At 69.8% G+C, this 25,163-nt stretch carries 24 protein-coding genes and 1 riboswitch; of the genes, 14 read left to right on the top strand and 10 right to left on the bottom strand.

All coding sequences use genetic code 11. The features are described 5' to 3' along the window. Positions 1–161 precede the first annotated feature (161 nt). Both HNR30_RS50535 and mgrA read left to right on the top strand, forming a co-directional pair. Positions 162–2,210 (top strand): S9 family peptidase, encoded by a 2,049-nt coding sequence (locus HNR30_RS50535; RefSeq protein ID WP_181616230.1) that lies wholly within the window; start codon positions 162–164, stop codon positions 2,208–2,210. Further along, positions 2,207–3,229: an L-glyceraldehyde 3-phosphate reductase gene (gene mgrA / locus HNR30_RS44215; protein WP_181616231.1), complete on the top strand. Its 1,023-nt coding sequence runs from the start codon at positions 2,207–2,209 to the stop codon at positions 3,227–3,229. Before HNR30_RS50535 ends, mgrA begins: the two co-directional genes overlap by 4 nt. On the opposite strand, the gene HNR30_RS44220 is transcribed toward mgrA, so the two are convergent. Next, positions 3,198–5,579 (bottom strand): lysylphosphatidylglycerol synthase transmembrane domain-containing protein, encoded by a 2,382-nt coding sequence (locus tag HNR30_RS44220; protein WP_181616232.1) that lies wholly within the window; start codon positions 5,577–5,579, stop codon positions 3,198–3,200. The genes mgrA and HNR30_RS44220 overlap by 32 nt on opposite strands. 198 nt (positions 5,580–5,777) lie before the next feature. Between HNR30_RS44220 and HNR30_RS44225 the strand changes: the two genes are divergently transcribed. From HNR30_RS44225 to HNR30_RS44235, 3 genes are all read left to right on the top strand, one after another. Beyond that, positions 5,778–7,067: a M28 family metallopeptidase gene (locus tag HNR30_RS44225; protein WP_181616233.1), complete on the top strand. Its 1,290-nt coding sequence runs from the start codon at positions 5,778–5,780 to the stop codon at positions 7,065–7,067. 95 nt (positions 7,068–7,162) lie between these two features. Further along, positions 7,163–8,731 (top strand): M28 family metallopeptidase, encoded by a 1,569-nt coding sequence (locus HNR30_RS44230; protein ID WP_181616234.1) that lies wholly within the window; start codon positions 7,163–7,165, stop codon positions 8,729–8,731. A gap of 14 nt (positions 8,732–8,745) precedes the next feature. Further along, complete coding sequence (locus HNR30_RS44235) at positions 8,746–10,734, top strand: molybdopterin-containing oxidoreductase family protein (RefSeq protein WP_181616235.1); 1,989 nt, start codon at positions 8,746–8,748, stop codon at positions 10,732–10,734. Here the strand turns inward: HNR30_RS44235 and HNR30_RS50540 are convergent. Beyond that, complete coding sequence (locus HNR30_RS50540; protein ID WP_181616236.1) at positions 10,721–11,623, bottom strand: GNAT family N-acetyltransferase; 903 nt, start codon at positions 11,621–11,623, stop codon at positions 10,721–10,723. The two genes, HNR30_RS44235 and HNR30_RS50540, sit on opposite strands and share 14 nt — an antisense overlap. A 116-nt stretch (positions 11,624–11,739) precedes the next feature. Here HNR30_RS50540 and HNR30_RS44245 point away from each other — a divergent pair, with 116 nt between their 5' ends. Continuing rightward, on the top strand, positions 11,740–12,192 hold the full coding sequence (locus HNR30_RS44245; protein WP_181616237.1) for a hypothetical protein: 453 nt from the start codon (positions 11,740–11,742) through the stop codon (positions 12,190–12,192). On the opposite strand, the gene HNR30_RS44250 is transcribed toward HNR30_RS44245, so the two are convergent. The 3 genes from HNR30_RS44250 to HNR30_RS44260 are packed head-to-tail and all read right to left on the bottom strand — an operon-like array spanning position 12,158 to position 13,945. Further along, entirely contained in the window at positions 12,158–13,072 is a 915-nt protein-coding gene (locus tag HNR30_RS44250; protein ID WP_181616238.1) for an NADPH:quinone oxidoreductase family protein, read from the bottom strand. The two genes, HNR30_RS44245 and HNR30_RS44250, sit on opposite strands and share 35 nt — an antisense overlap. Next, positions 13,069–13,536 carry an SRPBCC family protein gene (locus HNR30_RS44255; RefSeq protein ID WP_181616239.1) on the bottom strand — a complete coding sequence of 156 codons (468 nt, stop codon included), beginning with the start codon at positions 13,534–13,536 and terminating at the stop codon, positions 13,069–13,071. The genes HNR30_RS44250 and HNR30_RS44255 overlap by 4 nt, the downstream gene beginning before the upstream one ends. 25 nt (positions 13,537–13,561) lie before the next feature. Then, on the bottom strand, positions 13,562–13,945 hold the full coding sequence (locus HNR30_RS44260; protein WP_181616240.1) for a VOC family protein: 384 nt from the start codon (positions 13,943–13,945) through the stop codon (positions 13,562–13,564). Here HNR30_RS44260 and HNR30_RS44265 point away from each other — a divergent pair. Next, on the top strand, positions 13,944–14,810 hold the full coding sequence (locus HNR30_RS44265) for a phosphotransferase family protein (RefSeq protein ID WP_220134714.1): 867 nt from the start codon (positions 13,944–13,946) through the stop codon (positions 14,808–14,810). The two genes, HNR30_RS44260 and HNR30_RS44265, sit on opposite strands and share 2 nt — an antisense overlap. Positions 14,811–14,832: 22 nt before the next feature. Here HNR30_RS44265 and HNR30_RS44270 read toward each other — a convergent pair whose 3' ends face one another. Next, positions 14,833–15,156, bottom strand: coding sequence for a DMT family transporter (locus tag HNR30_RS44270; RefSeq protein ID WP_181616241.1), 324 nt, complete (start codon positions 15,154–15,156; stop codon positions 14,833–14,835). A 14-nt stretch (positions 15,157–15,170) separates the two neighbouring features. Further along, positions 15,171–15,233: riboswitch (guanidine-III (ykkC-III) riboswitch) on the bottom strand. Between the two features lie 27 nt (positions 15,234–15,260). After that, a complete protein-coding gene (locus tag HNR30_RS44275; RefSeq protein WP_246380272.1) occupies positions 15,261–16,055 on the bottom strand; it encodes a class I SAM-dependent methyltransferase in 795 nt (264 codons plus the stop codon). Between the two features lie 104 nt (positions 16,056–16,159). On the opposite strand from HNR30_RS44275, the gene HNR30_RS44280 reads away from it, so the two are divergent. After that, positions 16,160–17,965, top strand: coding sequence for an acyl-CoA dehydrogenase (locus tag HNR30_RS44280; protein ID WP_181616243.1), 1,806 nt, complete (start codon positions 16,160–16,162; stop codon positions 17,963–17,965). Between the two features lie 113 nt (positions 17,966–18,078). Then, positions 18,079–18,303 carry a hypothetical protein gene (locus tag HNR30_RS44285; protein ID WP_181616244.1) on the top strand — a complete coding sequence of 75 codons (225 nt, stop codon included), beginning with the start codon at positions 18,079–18,081 and terminating at the stop codon, positions 18,301–18,303. Here HNR30_RS44285 and HNR30_RS44290 read toward each other — a convergent pair. Next, complete coding sequence (locus HNR30_RS44290) at positions 18,300–18,596, bottom strand: Dabb family protein (protein ID WP_181616245.1); 297 nt, start codon at positions 18,594–18,596, stop codon at positions 18,300–18,302. The genes HNR30_RS44285 and HNR30_RS44290 overlap by 4 nt on opposite strands. Before the next feature lie 68 nt (positions 18,597–18,664). Between HNR30_RS44290 and HNR30_RS44295 the strand changes: the two genes are divergently transcribed. From HNR30_RS44295 to HNR30_RS44310, 4 genes are read left to right on the top strand one after another with little or no spacing between them, the layout of a single operon-like run. Beyond that, positions 18,665–19,381 carry an NUDIX hydrolase gene (locus HNR30_RS44295; protein WP_181616246.1) on the top strand — a complete coding sequence of 239 codons (717 nt, stop codon included), beginning with the start codon at positions 18,665–18,667 and terminating at the stop codon, positions 19,379–19,381. Then, entirely contained in the window at positions 19,378–20,241 is an 864-nt protein-coding gene (locus HNR30_RS44300) for a molecular chaperone DnaJ (protein WP_312895063.1), read from the top strand. Before HNR30_RS44295 ends, HNR30_RS44300 begins: the two co-directional genes overlap by 4 nt. Before the next feature lies 1 nt (position 20,242). Continuing rightward, positions 20,243–21,178, top strand: a complete 936-nt coding sequence (locus HNR30_RS44305) for a hypothetical protein (protein ID WP_181616247.1) — start codon at positions 20,243–20,245, stop codon at positions 21,176–21,178. A gap of 5 nt (positions 21,179–21,183) precedes the next feature. Beyond that, positions 21,184–22,377, top strand: coding sequence for an adenylosuccinate synthetase (locus HNR30_RS44310; protein ID WP_220134730.1), 1,194 nt, complete (start codon positions 21,184–21,186; stop codon positions 22,375–22,377). Here HNR30_RS44310 and HNR30_RS44315 read toward each other — a convergent pair. Next, positions 22,366–23,046, bottom strand: coding sequence for a TetR/AcrR family transcriptional regulator (locus HNR30_RS44315; RefSeq protein ID WP_181616248.1), 681 nt, complete (start codon positions 23,044–23,046; stop codon positions 22,366–22,368). The genes HNR30_RS44310 and HNR30_RS44315 overlap by 12 nt on opposite strands. Positions 23,047–23,121: 75 nt before the next feature. Between HNR30_RS44315 and HNR30_RS44320 the strand changes: the two genes are divergently transcribed. After that, positions 23,122–23,661 carry a dihydrofolate reductase family protein gene (locus tag HNR30_RS44320; protein ID WP_181616249.1) on the top strand — a complete coding sequence of 180 codons (540 nt, stop codon included), beginning with the start codon at positions 23,122–23,124 and terminating at the stop codon, positions 23,659–23,661. A 2-nt stretch (positions 23,662–23,663) separates the two neighbouring features. Here HNR30_RS44320 and HNR30_RS44325 read toward each other — a convergent pair whose 3' ends face one another. After that, complete coding sequence (locus HNR30_RS44325) at positions 23,664–25,160, bottom strand: dihydrolipoamide acetyltransferase family protein (RefSeq protein ID WP_181616250.1); 1,497 nt, start codon at positions 25,158–25,160, stop codon at positions 23,664–23,666. Positions 25,161–25,163 lie beyond the last annotated feature (3 nt).

Genomic DNA, 25,163 nt, shown 5'->3' on the forward strand with positions numbered 1-25,163 from the left:
GAGTCTGAGGGAGCCACCGCCACACGCGCAGCACCGCCACCACCAAGGGAAGGGAGTTGCGCCGCACGACGTCGGCTTAGAAAGATTAGCAGCGCCCGAGACTGCTCGAGACACACTGCCGAGCAAGACTCTAGCGAATCACCGCCTCCTAGACTCGCCATGTGAGCAGCAACACGCCGCCTGAGGCCAAGCAGATACCCACCGAGCGCACCCACCACGGCGACACCGTCATCGACGAATTCGCATGGCTGGGCAACAAGGAAGACCCCGACACGGTCGCCTATCTGGAGGCGGAGAACGCCTACCTCAAGGGAGAGACCGGCCACCTGGCCGACCTGCAGGAACAGATCTTCCAGGAGATCAAGAGCCGCACGCTGGAGACGGACCTGTCGGTCCCGAGCCGCAAGAACGGCTGGTGGTACTTCACCCGCACGGAGGAGGGCAAGCAGTACGCCGTCTCCTGCCGGCTCAGGGCCGACGGCGACACGCCTCCCCAGGTCGAGGCGGGCAAGTCCTTCCCCGACGAGCAGGTCATCCTCGACGGCAACGCGCTGGCCGGCGACAGCGACTTCTTCTCCGTCGGCACCAGCTCCATCACCCCCGACGGCACGATGCTGGCCTACTCCACCGACTACAAGGGCGCCGAGCGCTTCACCCTGAAGTTCAAGAACCTGGAGACCGGCGAGGAGCTCCCCGACGAGATCGAGGACGTCTTCTACGGAGGGACCTGGTCGGCCGACGGTTCCGCGTTCTTCTACACGCGCGTCGACGACGCGTGGCGTCCCTACCAGCTCTACCGCCACACGCTCGGCAGCAGCGAGGACGTGCTGGTCTACGAGGAGAGCGACGAACGTTTCTGGCTCGGCATCGGCCTGACCCGCAGCGAGAAGTACCTGGTGCTGGGCATCGGCAGCAAGATCACCAGCGAGGTCCACCTCCTCGACGCCTCGAACCCGTCGGGCGAGTTCCAGGTCGTGCGCCCCCGCGAGACGGGAGTGGAGTACGGCGTCGAGCACGCGGGCGACCACTTCTACGTCCTGCACAACCAGAACGCCGAGAACTTCGAGCTCGCCACCGCCCCGCTCGACGACCCGGGCACCTGGACGCCGCACATCCCCCACGACGAGAACACGCGCCTGCTGGAGATCGACGCCTTCAGCGGCCACGCCGTCGTGCACTTCCGCAAGAACGGCCTGACGGGCCTGCGCATCCTGCCCAACGGCGCCGAGCCATACGAGATCGAGTTCCCCGAACCGCTCTACGACGTCGCGCCCGCCGGGAACCCGGAGTTCACCACCAACCGCCTGCGCCTCGGCTACACCAGCATGGTCACTCCACCGAGCGTCTACGACTACGACCTGGCGACCGGGGAGCTCATCCTCCTCAAGCAGCGCCCGGTCCTCGGCGGCTACGACCCGTCCGACTACGTGCAGCGCCGCGACTGGGCGACCGCCGACGACGGCACGAAGGTGCCGATCTCGATCGTGAGCCGCAAGGACGCGCCCGAGGGCGGCCCGACCCTGCTGTACGGCTACGGCAGCTACGAGACCTCGATCGACCCGAGCTTCTCCGTGCCCCGCCTCAGCCTCCTGGACCGGGGCTTCACCTTCGCCGTCGCCCACGTGCGCGGCGGCGGCGAGATGGGCCGCCGGTGGTACGAGCAGGGCAAGCTCCTGCACAAGAAGAACACCTTCACCGACTTCGTCGCCGCCGCGAAGCACCTCAAGGCGCAGCGCGACACCCGAGTGATCGCCCGAGGCGGGAGCGCGGGCGGCCTGCTCATGGGCGCGGTCACGAACCTGGCCCCCGAGCAGTTCGCCGGGGTCGTCGCGGAGGTGCCCTTCGTCGACGCGCTCAACACCATCCTCGACCCGTCGCTGCCGCTGACGGTGATCGAGTGGGACGAGTGGGGCGACCCGCTGCACAACGCCGACGTGTACGCCTACATGAAGTCCTACTCCCCCTACGAGAACGTCGAGGCCAAGGCGTATCCGCCGATCCTGGCCATCACCAGCCTCAACGACACCCGCGTGCTCTACCACGAGCCCGCCAAGTGGATCGCGCGGCTGCGCACGCTCGCCCACGGCGGGCCGTTCCTGCTCAAGACCGAGATGGGAGCGGGTCACGGCGGTCGCAGCGGGCGCTACGACGCGTGGCGCGAGGAGGCCTTCGCGCTGTCGTGGATCATCGAGAGGGGAACCGGCGCATGAAGCCACCACCCGGAGGCCTGACCGCCTACGAGGCGGCCGGTGCCAGGTACGAACGCCAGCCGTACAACCGCAGCGGGCGCAGCGGGCTGAAGCTGCCCGCGGTCAGCCTGGGCCTGTGGCACAACTTCGGCGACGACCGACCGGTCGCCACGAGCCGGGCGATCCTGCGCAAGGCCTTCGACCTGGGTGTCACCCACTTCGACCTGGCCAACAACTACGGCGTGCCGTACGGCTCGGCGGAGGCGAACTTCGGCACCATCTTCCAGCAGGACTTCCTGAGGTACCGCGACGAGCTGATCGTCAGCACCAAGGCCGGCTACGACATGTGGCCGGGTCCCTATGGCGAGTGGGGCAGCAGGAAGTACGTCCTGGCCAGCCTGGAGCAGTCGCTGAAGCGCATGCGGCTCGACTACGTCGACATCTTCTACAGTCACCGCCCCGACCCCGACACCCCGCTCGAGGAGACGATGGGTGCGCTGGACCACGCGGTGCGCAGCGGCAAGGCGCTGTACGCGGGCGTGTCCAACTACAGCCCCGAGCAGACGGCCCAGGCGGCGCGGATCATGCGGGAGCTGGGCACGCCGCTGCTCATCCACCAGCCGTCGTACTCGATGGTCAACCGTCACATCGAGGGCGGCCTGCTCGACACGCTTGAGCAGGAGGGCATGGGCTGCATCGTCTACTCCCCGCTGCAGCAGGGGCTGCTGACCGACCGGTACCTGAAGGGCGTGCCCGACGACTCGCGGGCGGCGACCAGCAGGTTCCTCAGCGAGGAGCAGGTCAACCGCGAGCTGGCGGGCGGCCTGAACAAGATCGCCGAGCAGCGCGGCCAGTCGCTGGCGCAGATGGCGCTCAGCTGGGCGCTGCGCGACCCGCGGGTGACCAGCGTGCTGATCGGCGCGAGCAGCACGGCTCAGCTGGAGGCCAACGTGGCGATGGTGGACGGCCCGCCGTTCACCGACGACGAGCTGGCCGCCATCGACGAGCTCACAGGGCCTGCTTCCTCTGCAAATAGGTGAAGGACGCCCAGCCGGGCAACACCGGCAGCCAGAAGGTGAGCAGCCGGTAGAGCAGCACCGCCGAGGTCGCGACGGGGTCGAGCACCCCGGCGACCCGGAGGCCGGCGATCAGCGCCACCTCGACCGCGCCCAGACCACCCGGTGTGGGCGCGGCCGAGCCGATCGCGTTGGCCGTCAGGAAGACCACGGCCACCGCGGTGAAGCTGATCTCCCCGCCGAAGGCCCGCACGCAGGCGTCGAGGCACACGACGAAGGCGATGGTGAGCAGCAGCGTGCCGCCGAAGCCCTCCAGCATCTTGGCGGGTGACTGCAGCACGTCGAGCAGGCGCGGCAGCACGTTGGAGAACAGCGAGCGCAGCCGTCCGGTGACCAGCCGCCGCAGCGGGGGCACGCCGAGCACCACCACGATCAGCACCGCGACGATCAGCAGCACCACGACCAGGGTGCGCGACGGGGTGAACGAGCTGGCGGTGTTCGAGCCGGTAATGTAGGCGAACAGCAGCAGCAGCCCGATGTGGAAGACCAGGCCGATGAGCTGCGAGGCGCCGACGCTGGCCAGGGCGAGGGTCGAGGGCACGCCGCGCTTTTGCAGGTAGCGGGTGTTGATGGCGATGCCGCCCACGGCGGCGGGCGCGACCAGCTTCACGAACGACGAGGCGAACTGCACCAGCATGGTCCGCCCGAACGGCAGCCCGGCGGGGACGAACCCTCTGATCACGAACGTGGCGGCGACGAAGGAGATGACGGAGGCGCCCAGCGCCAGCGCCCCCCACCACCAGTTCGCCGTGGTGACGACGAGTCCCAGGTCGACCTGGGTGATCTGCGACAGCACCACGTAGGCCGCGAAGGCGCTGGCGATGATGGTGATGAGGGTGCGTGGCCGGAACCGCTCCAGCCGCACCTCCTCCGCCTCGGCCTGCGGCTTGCGCTCCACGATGCGGTCACGCAGCTCGGTCAGCAGCTGCTTGTTCTTCTTCAGCGCTCCCCTGGTCTCGCGGATGAGCGCGATCTTCTGCAGCAGCGGCAGCGCGCCGGCCAGCGTGGCGTCACCCATCACCGAGGCGGCCACGTTCACCGAGCGCTCGGCGCCGACCCGCAGGGCCGTCGAGGTCAGCAGCTGGGCGACGTCGATGCGCAGCAGCAGGTCACCCGCGGCGATCTCGCCGCTGCGCGCGTCGCCGAACACGACGTTGCCGCCGGCGTCGACCTGGATGCTGTCGCCGGTCAGCCGGCGGTGGGCCAGCCGCTGGCGTTGCAGCAGTTTGAGCTGCTTCCAGACCTTGACCAGGAGTGCATCGGTGACCTCGGCGTCGTCGAGGTCGTCGAGCCGCCGGGTCTCGAGGTGCTCGTAGGCCAGGAGCGCCGCCTCGGTGCCGATCTCGCTGGTGGCCAGCAGGCGGGGCGTCGACACGCCCGCGGCGGAGGCGGCGTAGGCCATGAGCGCCTCGCGCTCCAATTCGGCGCGCAGCGAGCGGATGGCGCGGCGGCGGGTCTCCGTGGCCATCCAGATGCGGCGCCACAGCCTGTACGGCAGGCCGGCGACCTGCTGGTCGCGGTCGAGCACGGTGACGTCGAGGGTGGAGCCGCCGCGCAGCCCGACGGAGTAGCGGCGGCTGCCCTGGTGGTCGTCCTCGATGCGGCGCGCGGAGACGGGCTGGAACGACAGCCTGCGCAGCGTCGCCAGCACCGCGTTGCCCGGGGGGCGGGTGTTCGGGCTGCCGATGCCGTACAGGGTGGCGTAGCCGATGGCCATGCCGAACAGCACGGTCACCAGGGCGCTGGGGATCGTGATCTGCCGGCCGCTGAACAGCGACAGCAGGAAGAGCGCGACGACGGTCCACAGGATCGCGCGCCAGGTGGGCCGCCGGTTGATCCGTACGGCTGTCGCGTAGGCGATGACCGAGGTCAGCAGGGCGTTGAGCGCGTCGAGGCGGCCGCCGCCGGTGAGCAGGTTGCCCAGGTCCTCCGGTCCGCCGGGCGATTCCACCCAGACGCCGACCAGGTAGGAGCCGACCATGCCGATGATGGCGGCGATCAGGCCTTCCGCCACGCGCAGGCCGTCGCGGTGGAAGACCCGCTCGACCGCGAAGGCGGCGGGCACGGCCAGCACCGCGGCGCCTCCGAGGAAGGTGGCCAGCCGCGACAGCAGGCTGGGGACGTACTCGGTGCCGGTCTGGATGTCCTGCTCCAGGCCGTTGAGCGTCTGCTTCGCCACGAGCGAGAGCAGGATGACCGCGACGAGGGCCAGCAGCGTCGCCAGGAAGCGCAGAGCGTCGGACGGCCGCCGCAGGCGCTGCGGGAACAGCGGCTCGACGACGAACACGGCGGGCTCGTCGCGCGCCTCAGCCACGGCTGGATCCTCCTCTACGAGATCCTCCGTGTCTTCAGCTTCCCTGATATTGGCCACTGACGCGATTCTGCCCCTTCTTCGGATTCTTCCGACTCCAGTGTCCTCAACCGTCACTCACGTCATGGAGCCGGGTAAGGAGTCAACCAGGTCTGCCGTGCCCTACCAGGTCTCGGCCCCGCTTATGCCCAAGCTCTACACATGATCACTCACGCGATGCTGGCGCTCGCTGTGGCCACGCCCGGAATCTCCGTCGACAATGTGATGGATCACCTCCAGGCCTTCCAGGCGATCGCCTACGCGCACGGCGGCAACCGTGCCGCCGGCGAGCCCGGCTACGACGCTTCCGCGGCTTATGTTGCCACTCGCCTCCAGCAGGCGGGGTACAAGGTGGAACAGCAGCCTTTCACCTTTCCGTTCTACCGCGAAGTGGCCCCTCCGGTGCTGGTCGGTAAGAAGCCTTTTCCGAAGGTCGTGACCTTCATGTTCTCCGGCTCCGGCGACGTGACGGCGGAGCCGCGGCGGGTGGGCGACGGCTGCATGCCCGCCGACTTCGACGGTTTCGAGCCCGGCAAGATCGCGCTGGTCGAGCGCGGGGCGTGCACGTTCAAGGTGAAGGTGGTCAACGCCACGCGCGCGGGAGCCGCCGCGGTGGTCGTCGCCAACCGCACCAAGGGGGTCTTCCTGGGGAGCCTGGAGACGCCGCAGCGTATCCCGGTGGTGGGCGTGGGACGCGCGGCCGGCGAGAAGCTGGCCAGGTTGCCGCGTGTGCGCGTGGCGACCTCGACGGTCAGCGAGGAGCGTGTCACCCACAACGTGATCGCCCAGACCGGGGCGGGCGCCTCCGACGACGTGCTCATGGTCGGCGCCCACCTCGACTCGGTGAAGGAGGGTCCCGGCATCAACGACAACGGGACCGGCGCCGCGACGGTCCTGGAGGTGGCGTTGCGGATGGCGCAGAGCAAGCCGAAGCGCGGGCTGCGCTTCGCCTTCTGGGGCGCGGAGGAGGAGGGGCTGCTCGGCTCGACGCACTACGTGCTGAACCTGACGGATGAGGAGCGCGAGCGGATCACCGGCTACCTGAACCTCGACATGGTCGGCTCGGACAACTACACGTTCGGCATCTACGACGGCGACGACTCCGCGCGCACGGGCGCCGGAGCAGGTCCCAAGGGGTCGGCCGAGATCGAGCGGGCCTTCCAGGAGTACTTCAAGCGCAAGGGCCTGCCGTACCAGGACTCCGACTTCACCGGCCGCTCGGATTACGGGCCGTTCATCGCGGCGGGCATCCCCGCGGGCGGCCTGTTCACCGGCGCCGAGGAGACCAAGAGCGAGGCGGAGGCCAAGAAGTTCGGCGGCAAGGCCGGGCAGCCGCAGGACCGCTGCTACCACCGCGCCTGCGACACGTTGGAGAACGTCAACCGCAAGGCGCTGCGCATCTGCGCCGAGGCTCTGGAGAGCGCGATCCGTCGGCTCGTTCGTCTTTCGTGACTCAAGAGAGACCCGGACAGATCTCCTCAAATAGCTGAATTCTCAATACTTTCGCGCATACGACACATCCCGACGACACCCGCCGGAGAGGTCCGATGAAACACCGCTGGAAGGCAGGCGCGGCACTTGCCGCGTTAGCCGTGCTCATTCCCATGGCCGGGCCAGCCCAGGCCGACCGGGGCGGCAACAACGACGTCGCCAAACTGGTGAGGGAGGTCAAGGGCAGCCACGCGAAGCTGCACCTGCACGCGCTCAACCTGATAGCCAAAGCCAACGGCAACACCCGCGTCGACGGCACCAAGGGCTACGAACAGTCCGTCAAGTACGTCTCCACGCTGCTGAAGCTGGCCGGATACGACGTCACGGTCCAGCCGTTCACCTTCGAGAGCGAGGAATTCGTCACCACGCCGGTCTTCGAGCAGACCGCGCCGACGGCCAAGACCCTCGCCCTGCTGCTCGACTGGTATCCGGCCGCCGGCTCCGCCGAGGGCACGTTCACCGGCAAGCTGCAGAACGTCGACCTGGTGATCCCGCCGGGTCCGGTCGCCAACACCTCCAGCTCCGGCTGCGAGGCCGCCGACTTCGCCGGCTTCACGCCCGGCAACTGGGCGCTCATGCAGCGCGGCACCTGCAACTTCTCGGTCAAGGTCGCCAACGCCATCGCAGCGGGCGCCGCCGGTGCCGCGATCATGAACGAGGGCCAGCCGGGCCGTGACGGGATCATCATCCCCGACCTCGGCGGCCAGGTCAGCATCCCGGTCGTGGGCCTGGAGTTCTACGCCGGCGAGGCGCTGTCCAAGGTGGCCGGCGGCGCGACGGTCAAGTTCACCTTCGAGGGCGGCACCGAGGTGCGCACCTTCCAGTCGTCCAACGTCATCGCCGAGACCCGCGGCGGGCGCAAGGACAACGTGGTCATGGTCGGCGGTCACCTCGACTCCGTCGCCGAGGGCCCCGGCATCAACGACAACGGCTCCGGCGTCTCCGGCATCCTGGAGACCGCGCTGAAGCTGGCCAAGTACAAGCCGAAGAACGCCGTGCGCTTCGCCTTCTGGGGCGGGGAGGAGTTCGGTCTCCTCGGAGCCGAGCACTACGTCACGAACCTGCCCGAGGCCGAGCGCAACAACATCGGGCTCTACCTCAACTACGACATGATCGCCTCGCCGAACTACATGTTCGGGATCTACGACGGCGACGACTCCGACGCCGTGGGAGCCGGTCCTGGACCGTTCGGCTCCGACCTGATCGAGAAGGAGTACGAGGCCTACTACACCTCGCGCGGCCTGCCCTTCCAGGGCACCGACTTCAGCGGACGCTCGGACTACGGGCCGTTCATCGAGGTCGGCATCGCCGCGGGCGGCCTGTTCACCGGGGCCGAGGGCCGCAAGACCGCCGCCGAGGTCGCCAAGTACGGCGGCGTGCTCAACGGCCGCTACGACCCCTGCTACCACCAGGCCTGCGACGACATCAAGAACATCAGCGACACCGCTCTCGACGTCAACACCGACGCGATCGCCCAGCTGACCGGCACCTACGCCTTCAGCATCGAGAAGCTCGACGCGATCCACCAGCCGGGCAAGCCTCACGAGGTCCCGGTCGCGGCACGGTCGGCGTCGACGGGCCACTCGCACAGCGCGGATGTGGAGGCGGCTCGCTCGGCCAGCTGATTTAGGCTGAGTTCATGCTGAATGTGCTCGGGGCCTGCCCCCTCGACTGTCCGGACACCTGCTCCTGGATCGTCAGCGTCGACGACGGCAAGGCCGTCAAGATGCGGGGCAACCCCGAGCACCCCTACACCCGCGGCGCGCTGTGCGTGAAGGTCAACCGCTACCTGGAGCACGCCGCGGCGGGCGACCGCATCCTGCATCCGCTCCGCCGTACCGGGCCGAAGGGTTCGGGGCAGTTCGAGCGCATCAGCTGGGACGAGGCTCTCGAAGAGATCTCCGTACGGCTTCGCGGCATCGTCGAGGAGTTCGGCGGCGAGGCCATCTGGCCCTACAACGGCACCGGGTCGCTCGGCTACCTTCAAGGCTGCGAGGGCGTGGCGGGCCGCAGGTTCTGGAACGTGCTGGGCGCGTCGAAGCACTGGCTCAACATCTGCTCGTCGGCCGGCAACTCCGGGCTGACACTCGCCAACGGCACCCCCGGCGGCATGGACCCCGAGGACTTCGCGCACGCCAAGCTGATCCTGCTCTGGGGCACGAACACGCTGACCTCCGGCCACCACCTGTGGAAGTTCATCCAGGACGCGCGGGCCCAGGGCGCGCACGTCGTGGCGATCGACCCGATCCGCACCCGGACCGCCGACCAGGCTGACGAGCACCTGGCGATCCGCCCAGGCACCGACGCGGCGCTGGCGCTCGGCCTGCTCAACGTGGTGGTCGCTGAAGGCGCCGTGGACGCGGAGTACGTGGAGAGCTTCACGAGCGGCTGGGACGACTTCTCGGCAGAGATCGCGAAGTATCCCGTCGAGGTGGCGGCGGAGATCACCGGTATCCCCGCCGACGTCATCCACAGCCTGGGGACCCGCCTGGCCCGTACCCGCCCGACCGCCATCCGGGCGACGATGGGCATCCAGCGTCACGCCGGTGGAGGTACGGCGATGCGGACCATCGCCGCGATCCCCGCCGTGACCGGCGACTGGCGCCACCAGGGCGGCGGCGTGGCCTACTCCACCAGCGGCCACGTGAAGCTCACCATCGACACCCGCGACGACCTGCTCGACAAGCCGGTCCGCACGCTGACGATGACCCGCCTGGCCTCCGACCTGGAGAAGGTCAAGTGCCTGTGGGTCTACGGCGCCAACCCCGTCGGCTCCACCTCCGACTCCGAGCGCATCCGCCAGGGGCTGCTGCGCGACGACCTGTTCACGGTGGTGATGGAGCAGTTCCCCACCGACACCGTCGACTACGCCGACATCGTGCTGCCTGCCACCATGCAGATCGAGCACATGGACCTGCACGCCGGATACGGCCACATGTACCTGCTGTGGAACGAGCCCGCCGTCGCGCCGCCCGGCGAGTGCCTGTCGACCACGGAGACCTTCCGCCGCCTCGCGGCCCACATGGGCCTGGACGAGCCCTCGTTGTACGCCTCCGACCTGGAGCTGGCCGAGGACCTGCTGCAGGGCGACCACCCCTCGCTGCGGGGCATCACCGTCGACCGGCTGCGCAAGGAGGGCTGGGTGCGGATGAGCTACCCGGAGCCGTTCGTCCCCTTCGCCGAGGGATTCCCGACCTCCACCGGGCGGATGCGCTTCCCCTCGGCGGGCAAGGCCTACGTGCCGCCGAGCTGGTTGTCCGACGCCTCGCCGTACCCCCTGACCCTGATCACCCCGGCGGCCCACACCTTCCTGAACACCACCTTCGGCAACAACCCCGAGCTGCTGCGCCGGGCCAAGGACCCTGCGGTGCTGGTCAACGCGGCCGACGCCGCCTCTCGCGGGCTGGCCGCGGGGCAACGGGTGCGGATCCACAACGACCGGGGCGGCTTCGAGGCCGTCGTCGAGATCAGCGACCGGGTGGCGCCCGGCGTGGTGGCCTCCCCCAAGGGCCGCTGGCCCAAGCTCAGCGGGGGCTCCAACCCCAACGCCGTCGTCCAGGAGAAGGACGCCGACCTGGGGCGCGGCGCGCTCTACCACGACAACCGGGTGGAGATCAGTCCAGCGTGAGCTTGAAACCCTCGTGGGAGCGGGCGTAGCCGAGTCCCTCGTAGAAGCGGTGCGCGTCGGACCGCGCCTTGTCCGAGGTGAGCTGGACCATCACGCAGGCGCGCGCCCTGCCCTTGGCGTGGCACCACTCCATCATCTTGCGGCCCAGGCCGCGGCCGCGCAGGTGCGTGGCGACGCGCACCGCCTCCACCTGCAGCCTGGTCGCGCCGTTGCGTGAGACGCCCGGGATGTAGGTGAGCTGGGCGGTGCCGACGATCTCGCCGTCGATCTCGGCCACGACGAGCTCGTTGTTGGGGTCGGACTCGATCGCGTGGAAGGCACGCTCGTGCACCTCGCCGTACTGACCGGTCCTGGCGGCGGCGATGGAGTCGTCGGCGATCAGGGCGACGATGGCCGACAGGTCGTCGAGCTTGGCGGTGCGGAAGAGCAGCGAGCGGACGTAGTGGGACTCGGGCAGCAGGTCGCGCATCAGGGCGGTCTCGCCGCTCGGCAGGAAGCCCTTGCGGCGGTAGAGCTCCAGGGCGCCGTGGTTGGAGTCGACCGCCCACAACTCGACCTGCTCGGCCTTCTGGGCGCGGGCCCAGTCGACGACCATGTCGATCAGCACGGAGGCGATGCCCTTGCCCCTGGCCTCGGGGGCGACCCACATGGAGAAGACCATGACGCTGCCGTTCTCGATGCGTCCGCCCACGAGGCCCACGTCGGTGGCGTCGAGGGAGGCGATGAACCACACCAGTTCCGGATTTTTCAGGCTTTCGGTCCAGCGGTCGTCCGAGTAGTCGCGCTCCTCCTCGAACGTACGGAAGAAGGCGTCGGGCGCCTCCTGCAACGCGCGAAGCCTGATCGCCTTCAAACGGTCGCCTTCATGGGCCATGAGCTGCTCGATCACGGCTCCATGATGCCAGGGCGGCCGGGGGGTGAAGATCCAGCCTCGGGCATCCCCGAGACAACAATCAGGGTCCGTCCCCGATGTGTACTCAGGTGGTTGACGTGCACTCTGAGGACATGAACGAAATCTCTCGGAGTGAAGAACTCTCGCTGTCCGGCGCCGCACTCCGTGGCGCCCCTTGGAAGGCCGCCGCCATCGCGGGCGGCGGCATCGCGGGCATCAGTCTGTTCATGGGCTGGGTGCTGCCCGGCTCCCCCAGCCTCACCTGGGCGCTCGGACTCGGCATCAGCCTCTTCGCCCTCGTCGCCTCCATCGGCGCGGTGGCCAACCCCGAGGTCGGCGACCGCACCACCCGCCAGGCGCGGATGTGGGCGCTGCGCCACCCGTGGAAGTTCGCCCTGCTGCCCGCCGGGATCACCGCGATCCTGGAGTACCCGGTGCAGCTCATCATCGACAACGAGGGCATCTTCGGCGCGGCCTGGGACTCGCTGTGGCGAGGCGCCCTGGTCTACCTGATCGCCGGCATCGTCACCCTCACGATGAAGGGACGAGCACGAGCTTCCCAGTGATCCGCCTGCCGATCAGGTCGTCCATCGCCTGCCCCGCACCGGCGAGCGGCCTGGTCTCCGGAGCCACCGGGTCCAGGCCGTCGAGGAGCAGCAGCTCCTCCAGCAGGGCCCGGTTCTCCCCGGCGTGGGTGACAGCCCACGCGCCCCAGTCGACGCCGACCACCGAGCGGTTGCGCAGCAGCACCTGGTTGGCGGGCAGGCGGGGAATCGCGCCTCCCGCGAAACCGATGACCAGCAGCCGCCCGCCTTCGCGCATCCCCCTCAGAGCCTGCTCCGACAACTCGCCGCCGATCGGGTCGACCGTGATGTCCACCCCGAAACCGCGCGCCGCCTGCTTCAGCTCCTCGTAGCCGATCGTCTCGTCCGCGCCCGCCTGGGCGGCGAGCTTCCGCTTCTCCGGCGTCGAGGCCGCCGCCAGGACCTGCCCGCCGTACGCCTTGGCCAGCTGGATCGCGGCCAGGCCCACCCCGCCGCCGGCGCCGAGCACCAGCACGCGCTCCCCCGGCTCCATCCTGGCCCTGCGCCTGAGCGCGTAGGCCGCGGTGCAGTAGCTCTGGACGAACCCGGCGGCCCTGGCGGAGTCGATCCGGTCGGGCACGCGCACGGCCTGGTCCCGATGGACGACGACCTGCTCGGCGAACCCGCCGAACATGCAGAAGGCCAGCACCCTGGTGCCGTCGTCGAGCCGGCCCGCCACCTCACTGCCCGGCGTGAACGGCAACGGCGGCCTGAGCTGGTAGGCGCCCCTGACGATCAGGCCGTCGACGTAGTTGACCCCGGCCGCCTCGACCCTGACCACCACCTGGCCGGGTCCCGCGACGGGATCGGGCACCTCCCTGAGCACGACCGAGCCCAGCTCCTCGCAGACGACCGCCTTCACGCGCGCTCCGCGTGCTGCTTCAGCGCCGCGAGCGTCTTGCGGATGTTGACACCGTTGTGCGTCGCACGATCCGGCACGTTCGTCACCAGCCCGCCGACGACGCGCATGAACGCGCCCCTGGTGTCCCACGTCATGTGCTCGACCCGGCACCCGTCGCCGCTCGGCGTCAGCTCCCACCGCCAGATCGCGACGTCGAGCACACCGGCCGCCCTCGTGTGATACGAGAAGACCCGGCCCGGCTCGGCCGCCGTGACCGTGTTGTGCGTACGCCAGCGGCGAGCGCCGTTACGGTTGCTCCCCACGAACCGTGCACCCGGCTCGGCCCACTTGACCTCGCCGAGCCACTTCCCGCCGACACACTCGGCATTCCACTCGCCCACCCGGGCCAGATCGGTGATGAGCTCGTAGATCCTCTCCGGCGGCGCGGAGATCTCGATGCTCGCGGACGCGCTGGGCTCACTCATGCCACCCAGCTTCGTCCACCGAACATTATTCCGGCAAGCCCTTCTCGGCGTCGCTCCTGCACACGCAGAACTCGTTCCCCGCGGGGTCGAGCAGCGTGATCCAGCCGGTGCCGTCAGGCTTGCGGTGATCCTCGTACACGGTCGCGCCAAGCTCGATCAGCCTGGCCGCCTCCTCGTCACGCGTCCTGCCGTCGCGTGAGGTGACGTCGAAGTGGAGACGGTTCTTGGTGGACTTGCCCTCGGGGACCCTGATGAAGAGTACGTACGGGCTCGTCTCGGTCTGGAGGGCGACCTCCTCGTCCTCGGGCTTGGCGATGTCCTCGAGCGGGAAGCCGGTCGCCTCGCTCCACCAGGTGGCCAGGGCGTACGGGTTTTCGCAGTCGACGGAGACGGAGTGGAGTTCAATCATGGATAGCAGCCAATCGCGACACCGGCTAAGGCGTCAAGCTGGTTATTTGGTGGACCGGCTGATGGCGGGTGTGGACGCGGACCAGCTCACCGTCCTTGAGGGGCAGTTCCATCAGGTGGTGATCGGCCCCGACCGGGTCGTCTGCCTGCCCCGCACCGAGGCGGCGGCCTCCCGGCTGCCGCGCAGGGCCGCACTGCTGCGTCTCCTCGACGGGTTCGGGCTCGGCTTCCCCACGCCGCTGCCCCTCCAGGAGAGCGCGGAACCGCCGTACCTGGTCCTCAGCCGCGTTCCCGGGGCCCCTCTGGAGAAGGAGGCGCTGGAGGACCCCCGGGTCGCCGAGGCGGTCGCGGCTCAGTACGTCACCCTGCTGAGCGACCTGGCCCGGATCGGAGCCGAGGAGAGCGTGCGGGCCTCCCTGTCCGCGCCGCGGGATCATTGGCGGCGGTTCGCGGTGGACGTCCGGGCCGAGCTGTTCGGACTCATGTCCGATGGCGGGCGCGTCCGAGCCGAGCGGGAGCTCGGGGCGCTCGACGGGCTTCCCCACGTCGCCTCAGCGGTGGTTCACGGTGACCTCGGCGCCGAGAACGTGCTGTGGGAGTGGCAAGACGGGCTGCCGCGGCTCGGCGGGGTCATCGACTGGGACGAGGCGACGATCGGTGATCCCGCCGAGGACCTGGCGGCGATCTCGGCCGGCTACGGCGATGGGTTCCTGGGACGGGTGCTCGCGATGGGCGGCTGGGAGGACGACACGCTCCTCGCCCGCATCGCCACGATCCGCGCGACCTTCGCCCTGCAGCAGGCCCTGTCGGCTCACCAAGACGGCGACGCGGAAGAGCTCGCCGACGGCCTGTCCGGTTACCGCTGAAGCGGGGGGAAGGAGGGGGAAGCTAGTGGCCCGCGCCCGCGAGGTTGAGCCCCACCACCCCGATGAGGATGAGCGCGATCGACCCCACCTTCACCGCCGAGAAGTCGTCCCCCAACGCGATCATCCCCAGCGTCGCCGTCCCGACGGCGCCGATGCCCGTCCATACCGCGTAGGCCGTCCCCACCTCGAGCGACTTGAGCGCGTACGCCAGGAGCCCGAAGCTCGTCACGGCGAAGACGAGGAACGACACCGTCCACCACAGCTGCGAGAACCCGGAGCTCATCTTCAACGAGTAAGCCATCGCGACCTCGAAGAGTCCGGCGGCGACGAGGAAGATCCAGGCCATGACAACCTCCCGAAGGCGCGTCGTCTTGGCGGTCCGGGTACGGCGCGTCTCGTCCGGGAGGAGCGGGGATCCACCCCTCACAACGCCATAACGGCGGTGTGAGATCAGACATTCCACCAGACGGTGACCCAGCGGTCGCGGGGGACGGGCCACATGCCCAGTTCCATGGCGGTGTCGGCGACCTCCGGGGCGCGTGAGGGGTCGAGGCACAGGCGGCGGCACGCGCTCGTGGCGAGCTCGTCGATGGTGGAGAACCTTTCGAGCGGCGCTTCGCGCTCGTCGACCTGGACGGCGAAGCCGAGCGCGGCGGCCAGGGCGACGCAGTCCTCGGCGATGGGCCGTACGGGTCTTTTGAGGGAGTGGAAGTGTTCCCACAGCGGTCCGAGCCAGCTCATGGGGTGCCGGTGCGTGAGTTCGAGTACCACCCGGTGCCTGGCGTGGGTGTTGAGGGCGCGCAGGAAGTCGGCGAGGTCGGGCACGTTGTAGACGACGTGGGCGGCCACGGCGACGTCGGCGGAGGGTACGGCCGGCGCGACGTCGGGCCAGCGTCCTTCGACGGTGTCGACGGCGACGCCGAGCTTGTCGGCGCGGACGGTGAGTTCGGCGAGCATGGCTGCCGAGGTGTCGACGGCGACGAGCGAGGTGAGCTGGGCGCGCAGGGGCAGCGAGGAGGCGCCGGTGCCGGCGCCCACGTCGAGCAGGGAGCCGGGCAGGAGTTCCGCGACGCGGGTCATGGTGGGCCCGCGGTCGGAGACGGCGACGGCCAGGTCGCTGCGCACGCCGAACCGGTGGGGGTGGTGGGCCCAGGGATCGGCGGCGGCGCCATCGAGGATGCGCGCCGGGATCGCCCACGACTCCAGGTGAGCGCGCCAGCGGGCGTCAAGTGCATCGGCATCCATGAACTTGAGCATGCCACGCATATGCACGGTTACTCGCGGGTAGCATTGCGAGTAAGGTTACTCGCCAGTACTAAAATCCCCTCCGGTTCCAAGGAGCACCAGCCATGGGCCACTACAAGAGCAACGTGCGCGACCTTGAGTTCAACCTCTTCGAGGTGTTCGGCCGCGGCGAGATCCTCGGCAAGGGTCGCTACGAGGACGTGGACGAGGACACTGCCCGCAGCCTGCTGGACGAGATGAATCGTCTGGCCACGGGAGTCCTGGCCGACTCGTTCGAGGAGGGCGACCGCACCCCGCCCGTCTTCGACCCCGCCACCAGCACGGTGACCGTACCCGCCGGTGTCAAGAAGTCCTTCAAGGCCCTCATGGACGGCGGCTGGGGCCTGCTCGACCTGCCGGTCGAGCTTGGCGGCCCCGGCATCCCGCGCTCGCTGGCGTGGGCCGTCGCCGAGATGGTGCTGGGCTCCAACCCCGCCCTGCACATGTACGCGGCGGGCCCGAACTTCGCACTCACCCTCTGGACGCTCGGCAACGCCTCCCAGAAGCGTTTCGCCGAGCTGGCCATCGAGCGCAACTGGGGCGCCACCATGGTGCTCACCGAGCCCGACGCGGGCTCGGACGTGGGCGCCGGCCGCGCCAAGGCGGTGCAGCAGCCCGACGGCTCGTGGCACATCGAGGGCGTCAAGCGCTTCATCACCAGCGCCGAGCACGACATGGCCGAGAACATCTTCCACCTGGTCCTGGCGCGCCCCGAGGGCCACGGCCCCGGCACCAAGGGCCTGTCGATGTTCCTGGTGCCCAAGTTCCACGTGGACCTGGAGACCGGGGAGCTCGGCGAGCGCAACGGCGCCTACGTGACCAACGTCGAGAAGAAGATGGGCCTGAAGGTCTCCACGACCTGCGAGCTGACCTTCGGCGACAAGCACCCGGCCGTCGGCTGGCTGATCGGTGACGTGCACGAGGGCATCAAGCAGATGTTCATGGTCATCGAGCACGCTCGCATGATGGTCGGCACCAAGGCCATCGCCACGCTCTCGACCGGCTACCTGAACGCGCTGGAGTACGCCAAGTCCCGCGTCCAGGGCGCCGACCTGACCCAGATGATGGACAAGAGCGCCCCGCGCGTCACCGTCACCCACCACCCCGACGTGCGCCGCGAGCTCATGCTCCAGAAGGCCTACGCCGAGGGCATGCGGGCCCTGGTGCTCTACACCGCGACCTTCCAGGACGCCGTGCAGCTCGACCCCGGGAACCACGCGGCGGAGGCGATGAACGACCTGCTGCTCCCGCTGGTCAAGGGTGTCGGCTCCGAGCGCTCCTACGAGATGCTCACCCGCTCGCTGCAGACCCTGGGCGGCTCCGGCTACCTGCAGGACTACCCGATCGAGCAGTACATCAGGGACGCCAAGATCGACTCCCTCTACGAGGGCACGACCGCGATCCAGGGTCTCGACCTGTTCTTCCGCAAGATCCTGCGCAACCAGGGCCAGGCGCTCGGCTCGCTCCTCGGCGAGATCAACGCCTTCGCCGCCTCCGAGGCGGGCAACGGCCGCCTGAAGGAGGAGCGCAAGCTCCTGGCCGAGGCCGCAGCCGAGCTCAAGGCCATGGGCGACACCATGGCCGGATGGGCGATCGGATCGCTGGAGGCGCCGCGCGAGGTCTACAAGGTGGGACTCAACTCCACCCGCTTCCTCATGGGCCTCGGCGACCTGGTGATCGGCTGGCTGCTGCTGCGCCAGTCGGAGATCGCGCTGGGCAAGCTGGCCGAGCGGGAGGACGCGTTCTACCAGGGCAAGGTTGCCGCCGCGTCGTTCTTCGCGCACACCGTGCTGCCCCGTCTGGCCGTCGAGCGCCGCATTCTCGCGGCGACCGACCTGAGCCTGATGGAGCTGCCGGAGGAGGCCTTCTAGAAGATCTCCAGCGAGAGCGGCGTCACCTTCACGGGTGGCGCCGCTCTCCGCTTGAGGGGGCAAGATTGGGTATGACGGTTGGCGTACGCGCTCTTTACCCTCCGGAGGTCGCCATGGGTGTCGGGGTCAGCATCTTCTTCCTCACGCTCGGCGCCATCCTGAGATTCGCGATCGAGCCCGATGTGTTCGGCACGTCGGTGCACATGGACCGGGTGGGCCTGATCTTCATGATCGTGGGCGGCGTGGGTGTGGTGCTGAGCGTCGTCATGGGCTCCCGGCGCGGCCACACCTCGGAAGAGCGGCTGGCGCGCCGGGAGATCAACCCGCCCGAGCTCTAGACCTGGTGCTGGACGGCCGCGCGGGCGGCCAGGATCGGCTTGATGCGCTCGCTGATCACCTGCTGGTGCAGCGGATGGTCGCGATAGACGAAGAAGTCCTCGGCTGAGTCGAACTCACCGACGATCCCGAAGTCGTAGTTGCCCTCGGAGACCCCGGCGTCGGGACCGAGGGTGTAGCTGCGCAGCTGGGGAATCTCGGCGGGCAGTTTGCTCAGCCCTTCGAGCACGGCGGCCTTCTGCTCGTCGGTGGCCGAGTCGATCCACTTGAGCAGCACGATGTGGCGAAAAGTCATGGCCATAGCTTGACAGTGATGCCAGTTGTTCTCATTATGAGATTGTCTCATTGAGAGAAGGACTGGTGATGGGTTACAACCCGAGGGACTACCCGCCCGTGGCGGTGACCGTGGACGTGGTGGCGCTGACCATCCGCGACCGGCGGCTCAACGTGCTGATCGTCGAGCGCGGCGTGCAGCCGTACCTCGGCCACTGGGCCCTGCCGGGCGGCTTCGTACGCCCCGACGAGAACCTCGACGACGCGGCGGTCCGCGAGCTGGGCGAGGAGACGGGGCTCGGCATCAGGCCCGCCCACCTGGAGCAACTGGGCTCGTACGGCACGCCGGAACGTGATCCGCGCATGCGGGTGGTCTCCATCGCCTACCTGGCGTTCGGCCCCGACCTGCCGGATCCCATGGCGGGCAGCGACGCGGCGGAGGCCGTCTGGCACCCGGTCGACGACCTTCCGCCGCTGGCCTTCGACCACGAGCGCATCCTGAACGACGGCATCGAGCGGGCCAGGTCCAAGCTGGAGTACACCCCGCTGGCGACGGCCTTCCTGCCGGGCACGTTCACGGTGTCGGAGCTGCGGCTGATCTACGAGAGCGTGTGGGGCACGGCGCTGCACGCGGGCAACTTCCACCGCAAGGTGCTGTCGGTGCCGGGGTTCGTGGAGGGCACCGGGGAGACGACGCAGACGGGCGGGCCGAAGGGCGGGCCCCGGGCCAAGCTCTACACCGCAGGCGACGCCAAGCTCCTGCACCCGGCGCTGTTGCGGCCCTCGCGAGAAGAGGAGATCCGGTGAGCGCGCGCCCCGCCGTACGGCCGGTTGATGCGCGCGAGGCGGCGGCAGCGGTCATGGGAGCACGCTCGGCCGCCGAGTTGTTCGCGAGCGACCCCGCCGGCACCTACCGCCGCCTGGCCAGGCTCCTCCACCCCGACCTGTCCCCAGGCACGGCCGCCGCCTTCGCCCGGCTGGCCTCCCTGTGGGCCGACCACACCAAGGGCACGCGGGTCGGCCGCCACCGCGTCGGGCCTCCGAAGCACAGGGGCGGTACGGCGATGCTCTATCCGGCGGATGACGACCTGGTGCTCAAGCTGCCACGCGACCCGGGTGACAACCATCTGCTCCGGCGGGAGGCCGAGGCGTTACGGACGATCGCCGCGGAAGGTGACCCTCGGCTCCTGCCGTACATCCCCCGCCTGGTGGCGAGCTTCCGCCACAGGGCGGGCACCCGGGAACGCCAGGCCAACGTGATCAGCCGGGCCCCCGACGGGTTCGTCCCGCTGAGCGTCGTCCGCGCCAGGCTGGATCCTCGCGACGTGGCGTGGATCTGGCGGCGCCTGCTGGTCGCGGTGGGCATCGCCCACCGGGCGGGCTTGTCGCACGGGGCCGTGCTCCCCCGCCACGTCCTCATCCACCCCCTCGATCACGGCCTGATCCTCGTCGACTGGTGCAGGGCGGGCGACGACCCGGCCCGCGATGTCGAGCAGCTGAGCGCCCTCGTGGCCGGCCTGCTCGACGACCCGCCGCGCAGCATGCGCGCCTTCGTCGAGGGCTGCCGCCGCAGGCCGCCCTCCGACGCCTGGGCCCTGCTCAGGGAGCTCGACGACCTGCTCGAAGAGCTGTACGGACCACGCAAGTATCGACCTCTGGAGATCTGACATGGGAAGCGGCATCTGGTCCACCGACGTCTACACCTCTGCGGCCCGCTACCGGGCGGCGACCGGCGCCAGCGCCTTCGCCTACAGCGACAGCGGCGCCCGCAGCACCCACCCCGACCTCGACCCGCGCGGTGTGACGCGGGAGAGCCGCGACTCCGACGAACACCCCGAGTCGCTGGCCATCGCGGTGCTCTTCGACGTGACCGGCTCGATGGGCGGCGTGCCCAGGGTCCTGCAGACCAAGCTGCCCGACCTGCTCGGGCTGCTGCTCAGGAAGGGCTACGCCACCGATCCGCAGATCATGTTCGGCGCCATCGGCGACGCCACCTGCGACCGGGCGCCGCTGCAGGTGGGCCAGTTCGAGTCCGACAACCGCATGGACGACCAGCTCGGCCGGATCCTGATCGAAGGCGGCGGCGGAGGTCAGAAGACCGAGTCGTACGAGCTGGCCATGTACTTCATGGCGCGGCACACGAAGATCGACTGCTTCGAGAAGCGCGGCCACCGCGGCTACCTGTTCATCATCGGCGACGAGCTCCCCTACCGGATGGTCAAGCGGCGGGAGGTGGAGGGCGTCGTCGGCGACCGGCTCGGGCAGGACGTCCCGGTCAAGGAGATCGTGGAGGAGCTCAAGCGCATGTACGACGTGTACTACATCCTCCCCGCGGGCGCGGGCTACGCCGGCGACCGCGAGGTGCTCGACGCGTGGCGCGCGCTGCTCGGGCAGAACGTGCTCGAGCTCGACGACCTCGACGCGGTCTCCGAGACCATCGCGCTGACGGTGGGGCTCGGGGAGGACGCCATCGGGCTCGACGACGGCCTGGCCGACCTGGCCGCGAGCGGCTCGAACGCCGGCGCCTCGGTGGGCAAGGCGCTGGCCAGGCTGGACCGCGGCTCGCTGGTGGTCTCGTCGCCGCTCGAAGGCCTCGACCCGTGAACCTCCTGAACGGAGGAGACACCAGCTACATCGTCGTCGACCTCGGGTACGGCGACGCGGGCAAGGGCACCGTCGTCGACTGGCTGTGCGCGACCCGGCCGGTCGACGCGGTGGTGCGCTTCAACGGAGGCGCCCAGGCCGCGCACAACGTGGTGCTGCCCGACGGCACCCACCACACCTTCGCCCAGTTCGGCTCCGGCACCCTGCGCGGCGTGCCCACCCACCTGTCGCGACATGTGGTGGTCGACCCCCTGGCGTTGTCGGCCGAGGCCGCCCACCTCATGGAGCTCGGCCTGGACGACCCGTTCGCCATGATCACCATCGATCCAGGCGCGCTCGTCGCCACGCCGTACCACGTCGAGGCCGGCCGGCGGCGCGAGCTGGCGCGCGGCGCGGACCGGCACGGCTCCTGCGGCATGGGCGTCGGCGAGACCGTGCGCTGGGCGATCGAGCGGCCCGAGCTGGCCCTGCGCGCGGGCGACTGCGTGCTGCCGGGCCGGCTGCGGGTCAAGCTCACCCACCTGCGCCAGGCGCTCGGGGTCGGCGGCCCGCCGGTGGCGGCCGTCGCCGACGCCTACCTGGCCTTCGCCGAGAGAGTACGGCTCAGCGACGCGCTGCCCACGGGCACCCTGGTCTTCGAGGGCGCCCAGGGTGTGCTGCTCGACGAGTGGCACGGCTTCCACCCGTACACGACGTGGAGCACCACGACCTTCACCAACGCCCTGGAGCTCCTGGGCGACGCCCCCGCCGTCAAGCTCGGCGTGCTGCGCACCTACACGCCTCGGCACGGCGCGGGCCCGCTGGTCACCGAGGACCCCTCGCTGGAGATAGCGGAGCGTCACAACGCGGGCAACGCCTGGCAGGGCGCCTTCCGCCTGGGCCACTTCGACGCGGTCGCCCACCGCTACGCCCTGGAGGCCGCGGGCGGAGCCGACGGCCTGGTGCTCACCCATCTCGACGCGCCCGTCTCCCGCATGTGCCAGGAGTACACGGGGCTCGCCTCCCTGCCGGTCAGCGGCGACCTGGAGGCTCAGGCACGGCTCACCGAGCGGCTGCGCCACGAACGCCCGGTCTACGGCGAGTCGGTCACGGACTGGCCCTCGGCCGTCGCGGAAGCGCTCGGCGTGCCGGTCGTCCTCGGCTCGTGGGGAGCCACGAGCGACGACAAGGGCGTGCTCGAAGCCTCGTCACGCGCCTGACGCGGCCCGGCCGATCCTTACGGCCAGGCCGTCGAGGATGCAGTCGAGCCCGAAGCGGCGCCCGAAGTCGCCCGGCGCCTCGCCGATGCCGGCGAGTGTGGCCGACAGGGCGGGGAACCGGTCGCCGTGGCGCTCAAGCAACTCCTTGTACGGCTCGCGGACCTGGTGATCCTCGGCCCATGGCTGGGTGCCGGCGGTTCCCGACGACTGGGTGTTGCGGATGTGCCCGAACAGCAGGGTCACGGCGTCCATCTTCTCGACGCCGGACAGGCCCGTGTCGTCGAGCGCGGTGAGCGCGCACTCCACCCAGGCCATCTCGCGCGGGCCCATCATGCGGTCGCCGAGCGTCACCCACGGCAGCCAAGGGTGGCGCTCCCACACAGCGCTCAGGGCGGCCAGGAAGCTCTCCAGCCTGGTCCGCCAGTCACCCGCGCCGAGCGATGGCGGCTCGCCCACCGCGACGTCGACCATGACGGCCAGGAGCTCGGCCTTGTCGCTCACATGGCGGTAGAGGGCCATCTTGGTGAACCCGAGGACGGCGGCCACCCGCTGCATGGACAGCGCGTCGATGCCCTCCTGGTCGGCCAGCTCGATGGCGGCCCGGGCGATGACCGGGACGCTCAGTACCGGCCGTTCCCGGCTCGGTGGAGCCTCCCACAACTTGCTCATGTTTCCACTTTACACGCATGTGTCCGATGGATACTGTGTGTCCGCCGGACACACAGGTTTCCCAAGGAGATCCACATGCGTAAGCTCGTCGCCAGCCTGTTCATCTCCCTCGACGGCGTCGTCGAGGCGCCCGACCAGTGGCAGTTCGCCTTCGACGACGAGATGGGCGAGGAGATCACCACCGTCACGTCGGCGCAGGACGCCATCCTGCTCGGCCGCGTCTCCTACCAGGAGTGGGCCGGCTACTGGCCCACCTCGGACGAGGAGCCGTTCGCCGGCTGGATCAACCAGACGCCGAAGTACGTCGTCTCCACCACGCTGGAGTCGACCGACGAATGGCAGAACACCACCCTGCTGACCGGTGACCTGGCCAAGGCCGTCACCGACCTGAAGAACCAGCCCGGCGGCGGCATCGGCGTCGGCGGCAGCCCCACGCTCGTACGCTCCCTGCTGGAGCTCGACCTGCTCGACGAGCTGCGCCTCCTCATCCACCCGGTGGTCGCGGGCAAGGGCGCCAAGCTCTTCGAGAACGGCGAGCTCAAGAAGCTGGAGCTCGTCGAGGCCAAGCCGACCAGCAGCGGGACGGTCATCGTCGCCTACCGTCCCGCTCGCTGACGTCAGCTCCAGGCGAGCATGCGGAGGGGGTCCTCCAGCATGGCGCCCACGTCACGCAGGAACAGCGAGCCCAGCTCGCCGTCGATCAACCGGTGGTCGAACGACAGAGCCAGGGTCGTGACCTTCCTGACCGCCAGCTCACCGTCGACCACCCACGGCATCTCTCTGACCAGGCCGAACGCCAGGATCGCCGACTCGCCCGGGTTGATGATCGGAGTGCCGGTGTCGACGCCGAAGACGCCGACGTTGGTGATCGTGAACGTGCCGCCCGCCATCTCGGCGGGCTGGGTCCTGCCCGACCTGGCCGTCTCGGCCAGCTGGTTGAGCGCCTTGGCCAGGTCGGGCAGCGACCTGGTGTGGGCGTCCTTGATGTTGGGGACGATCAGGCCCCGTGGTGTCGCGGCGGCGATGCCGAGGTTCACGTAGTGCTTGACCACGATCTCCTCGCCGGTCCACGCCGAGTTGATCATCGGGTAGCGCCTGGCCGCCGTCAGGACGGCCTTGGCGACCAGGAGCAGCGGTGAGACCTTCACGTCCTGGAAGTCGGGCATCGCCTTGAGCCGCTTGACCGCCTCCATCGTCTCCGTCACGTCGACCTGGAGGAACTCGGTGACGTGAGGAGCGGTGAAGGCGCTGGCGACCATCGCCTGGGCGGTCATCTTGCGCACGCCCTTGACGGGGATGCGCTCCTCCCTGGGCTGATCGGCCGCCTGGACGGCGGGGGCCGCCTCTGGTGGGGCTTCCGAGGCCGCCCTGAGGTCGTCTCGGGTGATGGAGCCGTGTGGCCCGGTGCCCTTGACGGTGGTCAGGTCGACGCCCAGGTCCTTGGCGAGTTTGCGGACCGGGGGCTTGGCCAGGACCGCCAGCCTGGCCGCCGACGGCACCGCGCCGGGCTCCGCCGTACCACCGCTCGCCGCACCGGCGCCGGAAGGCGCCGCCTGGGGGCGAGCGGACGGGGAGCCGGTGGTCGAGGCCGGAGTCGCCGGGACGGCCGTCTGCGGCGAAGGCGCCGACGACGGCGAAGCGGCCGGGGCCGGTGTGGATGCCTTGCGTGGGCGGCGCTTGGCCGCCCCCGTCTTGACCCCGTAACCCACCAGCACCGCCTGGCGCTCCTCCTTCGGCGCCGGGCTGCCGTGGGCGCCCGGCTCCACGGCGCCCTCCGCCGGAGGCCTGGGCACCATGTCGTCGGCCAGCGCCGCGATCCGCTCGGAAGGCGCGGCGTCCGCACCGCTCTCGGACGGCGCGGCGTCCGCGCCACCCTCACCCGTGTCGATGGCGATGATCGCCACCCCCACGTCGACCGTCTGCCCCTCGTCGGCCATCAGCTCGGCGACCACGCCGTCCCACGGCATGGGCAGGGCCACGATCGACTTGGCCGTCTCGATCTCCACGAACTCCTGGTGGACCTTGACCGTGTCGCCCGGCTTGACGAGCCAGCGCACGATCTCGGCCTCGGTGAGACCCTCACCGACGTCGGGAAGCTTGAACTCACGTCGCATGAT

This window comes from Nonomuraea soli (assembly GCF_013761175.1).
In the GTDB taxonomy this organism is placed as follows: Bacteria; Actinomycetota; Actinomycetes; order Streptosporangiales; family Streptosporangiaceae; genus Nonomuraea; species Nonomuraea soli.

Excerpts from the sequence above, each read along its gene's own strand:
- HNR30_RS44270 (WP_181616241.1), bottom strand. The coding sequence starts at position 15,156 with ATGGCCTGGATCTTCCTCGTCGCCGCCGGACTCTTCGAGGTCGCGATG.
- HNR30_RS44290 (WP_181616245.1), bottom strand. The coding sequence starts at position 18,596 with ATGACTTTTCGCCACATCGTGCTGCTCAAGTGGATCGACTCGGCCACC.
- HNR30_RS44255 (WP_181616239.1), bottom strand. The coding sequence starts at position 13,536 with ATGAGTGAGCCCAGCGCGTCCGCGAGCATCGAGATCTCCGCGCCGCCG.
- HNR30_RS44235 (WP_181616235.1), top strand. The coding sequence starts at position 8,746 with ATGCTGAATGTGCTCGGGGCCTGCCCCCTCGACTGTCCGGACACCTGC.
- HNR30_RS44225 (WP_181616233.1), top strand. The coding sequence starts at position 5,778 with ATGATCACTCACGCGATGCTGGCGCTCGCTGTGGCCACGCCCGGAATC.
- HNR30_RS44305 (WP_181616247.1), top strand. The coding sequence starts at position 20,243 with ATGGGAAGCGGCATCTGGTCCACCGACGTCTACACCTCTGCGGCCCGC.
- HNR30_RS44245 (WP_181616237.1), top strand. The coding sequence starts at position 11,740 with ATGAACGAAATCTCTCGGAGTGAAGAACTCTCGCTGTCCGGCGCCGCA.
- HNR30_RS44275 (WP_246380272.1), bottom strand. The coding sequence starts at position 16,055 with ATGGATGCCGATGCACTTGACGCCCGCTGGCGCGCTCACCTGGAGTCG.
- HNR30_RS44295 (WP_181616246.1), top strand. The coding sequence starts at position 18,665 with ATGGGTTACAACCCGAGGGACTACCCGCCCGTGGCGGTGACCGTGGAC.
- HNR30_RS44325 (WP_181616250.1), bottom strand. The coding sequence starts at position 25,160 with ATGCGACGTGAGTTCAAGCTTCCCGACGTCGGTGAGGGTCTCACCGAG.
- HNR30_RS44320 (WP_181616249.1), top strand. The coding sequence starts at position 23,122 with ATGCGTAAGCTCGTCGCCAGCCTGTTCATCTCCCTCGACGGCGTCGTC.
- HNR30_RS44285 (WP_181616244.1), top strand. The coding sequence starts at position 18,079 with ATGGGTGTCGGGGTCAGCATCTTCTTCCTCACGCTCGGCGCCATCCTG.
- HNR30_RS44260 (WP_181616240.1), bottom strand. The coding sequence starts at position 13,945 with ATGATTGAACTCCACTCCGTCTCCGTCGACTGCGAAAACCCGTACGCC.
- mgrA (WP_181616231.1), top strand. The coding sequence starts at position 2,207 with ATGAAGCCACCACCCGGAGGCCTGACCGCCTACGAGGCGGCCGGTGCC.
- HNR30_RS44230 (WP_181616234.1), top strand. The coding sequence starts at position 7,163 with ATGAAACACCGCTGGAAGGCAGGCGCGGCACTTGCCGCGTTAGCCGTG.
- HNR30_RS44265 (WP_220134714.1), top strand. The coding sequence starts at position 13,944 with ATGGATAGCAGCCAATCGCGACACCGGCTAAGGCGTCAAGCTGGTTAT.
- HNR30_RS44280 (WP_181616243.1), top strand. The coding sequence starts at position 16,160 with ATGGGCCACTACAAGAGCAACGTGCGCGACCTTGAGTTCAACCTCTTC.
- HNR30_RS44315 (WP_181616248.1), bottom strand. The coding sequence starts at position 23,046 with ATGAGCAAGTTGTGGGAGGCTCCACCGAGCCGGGAACGGCCGGTACTG.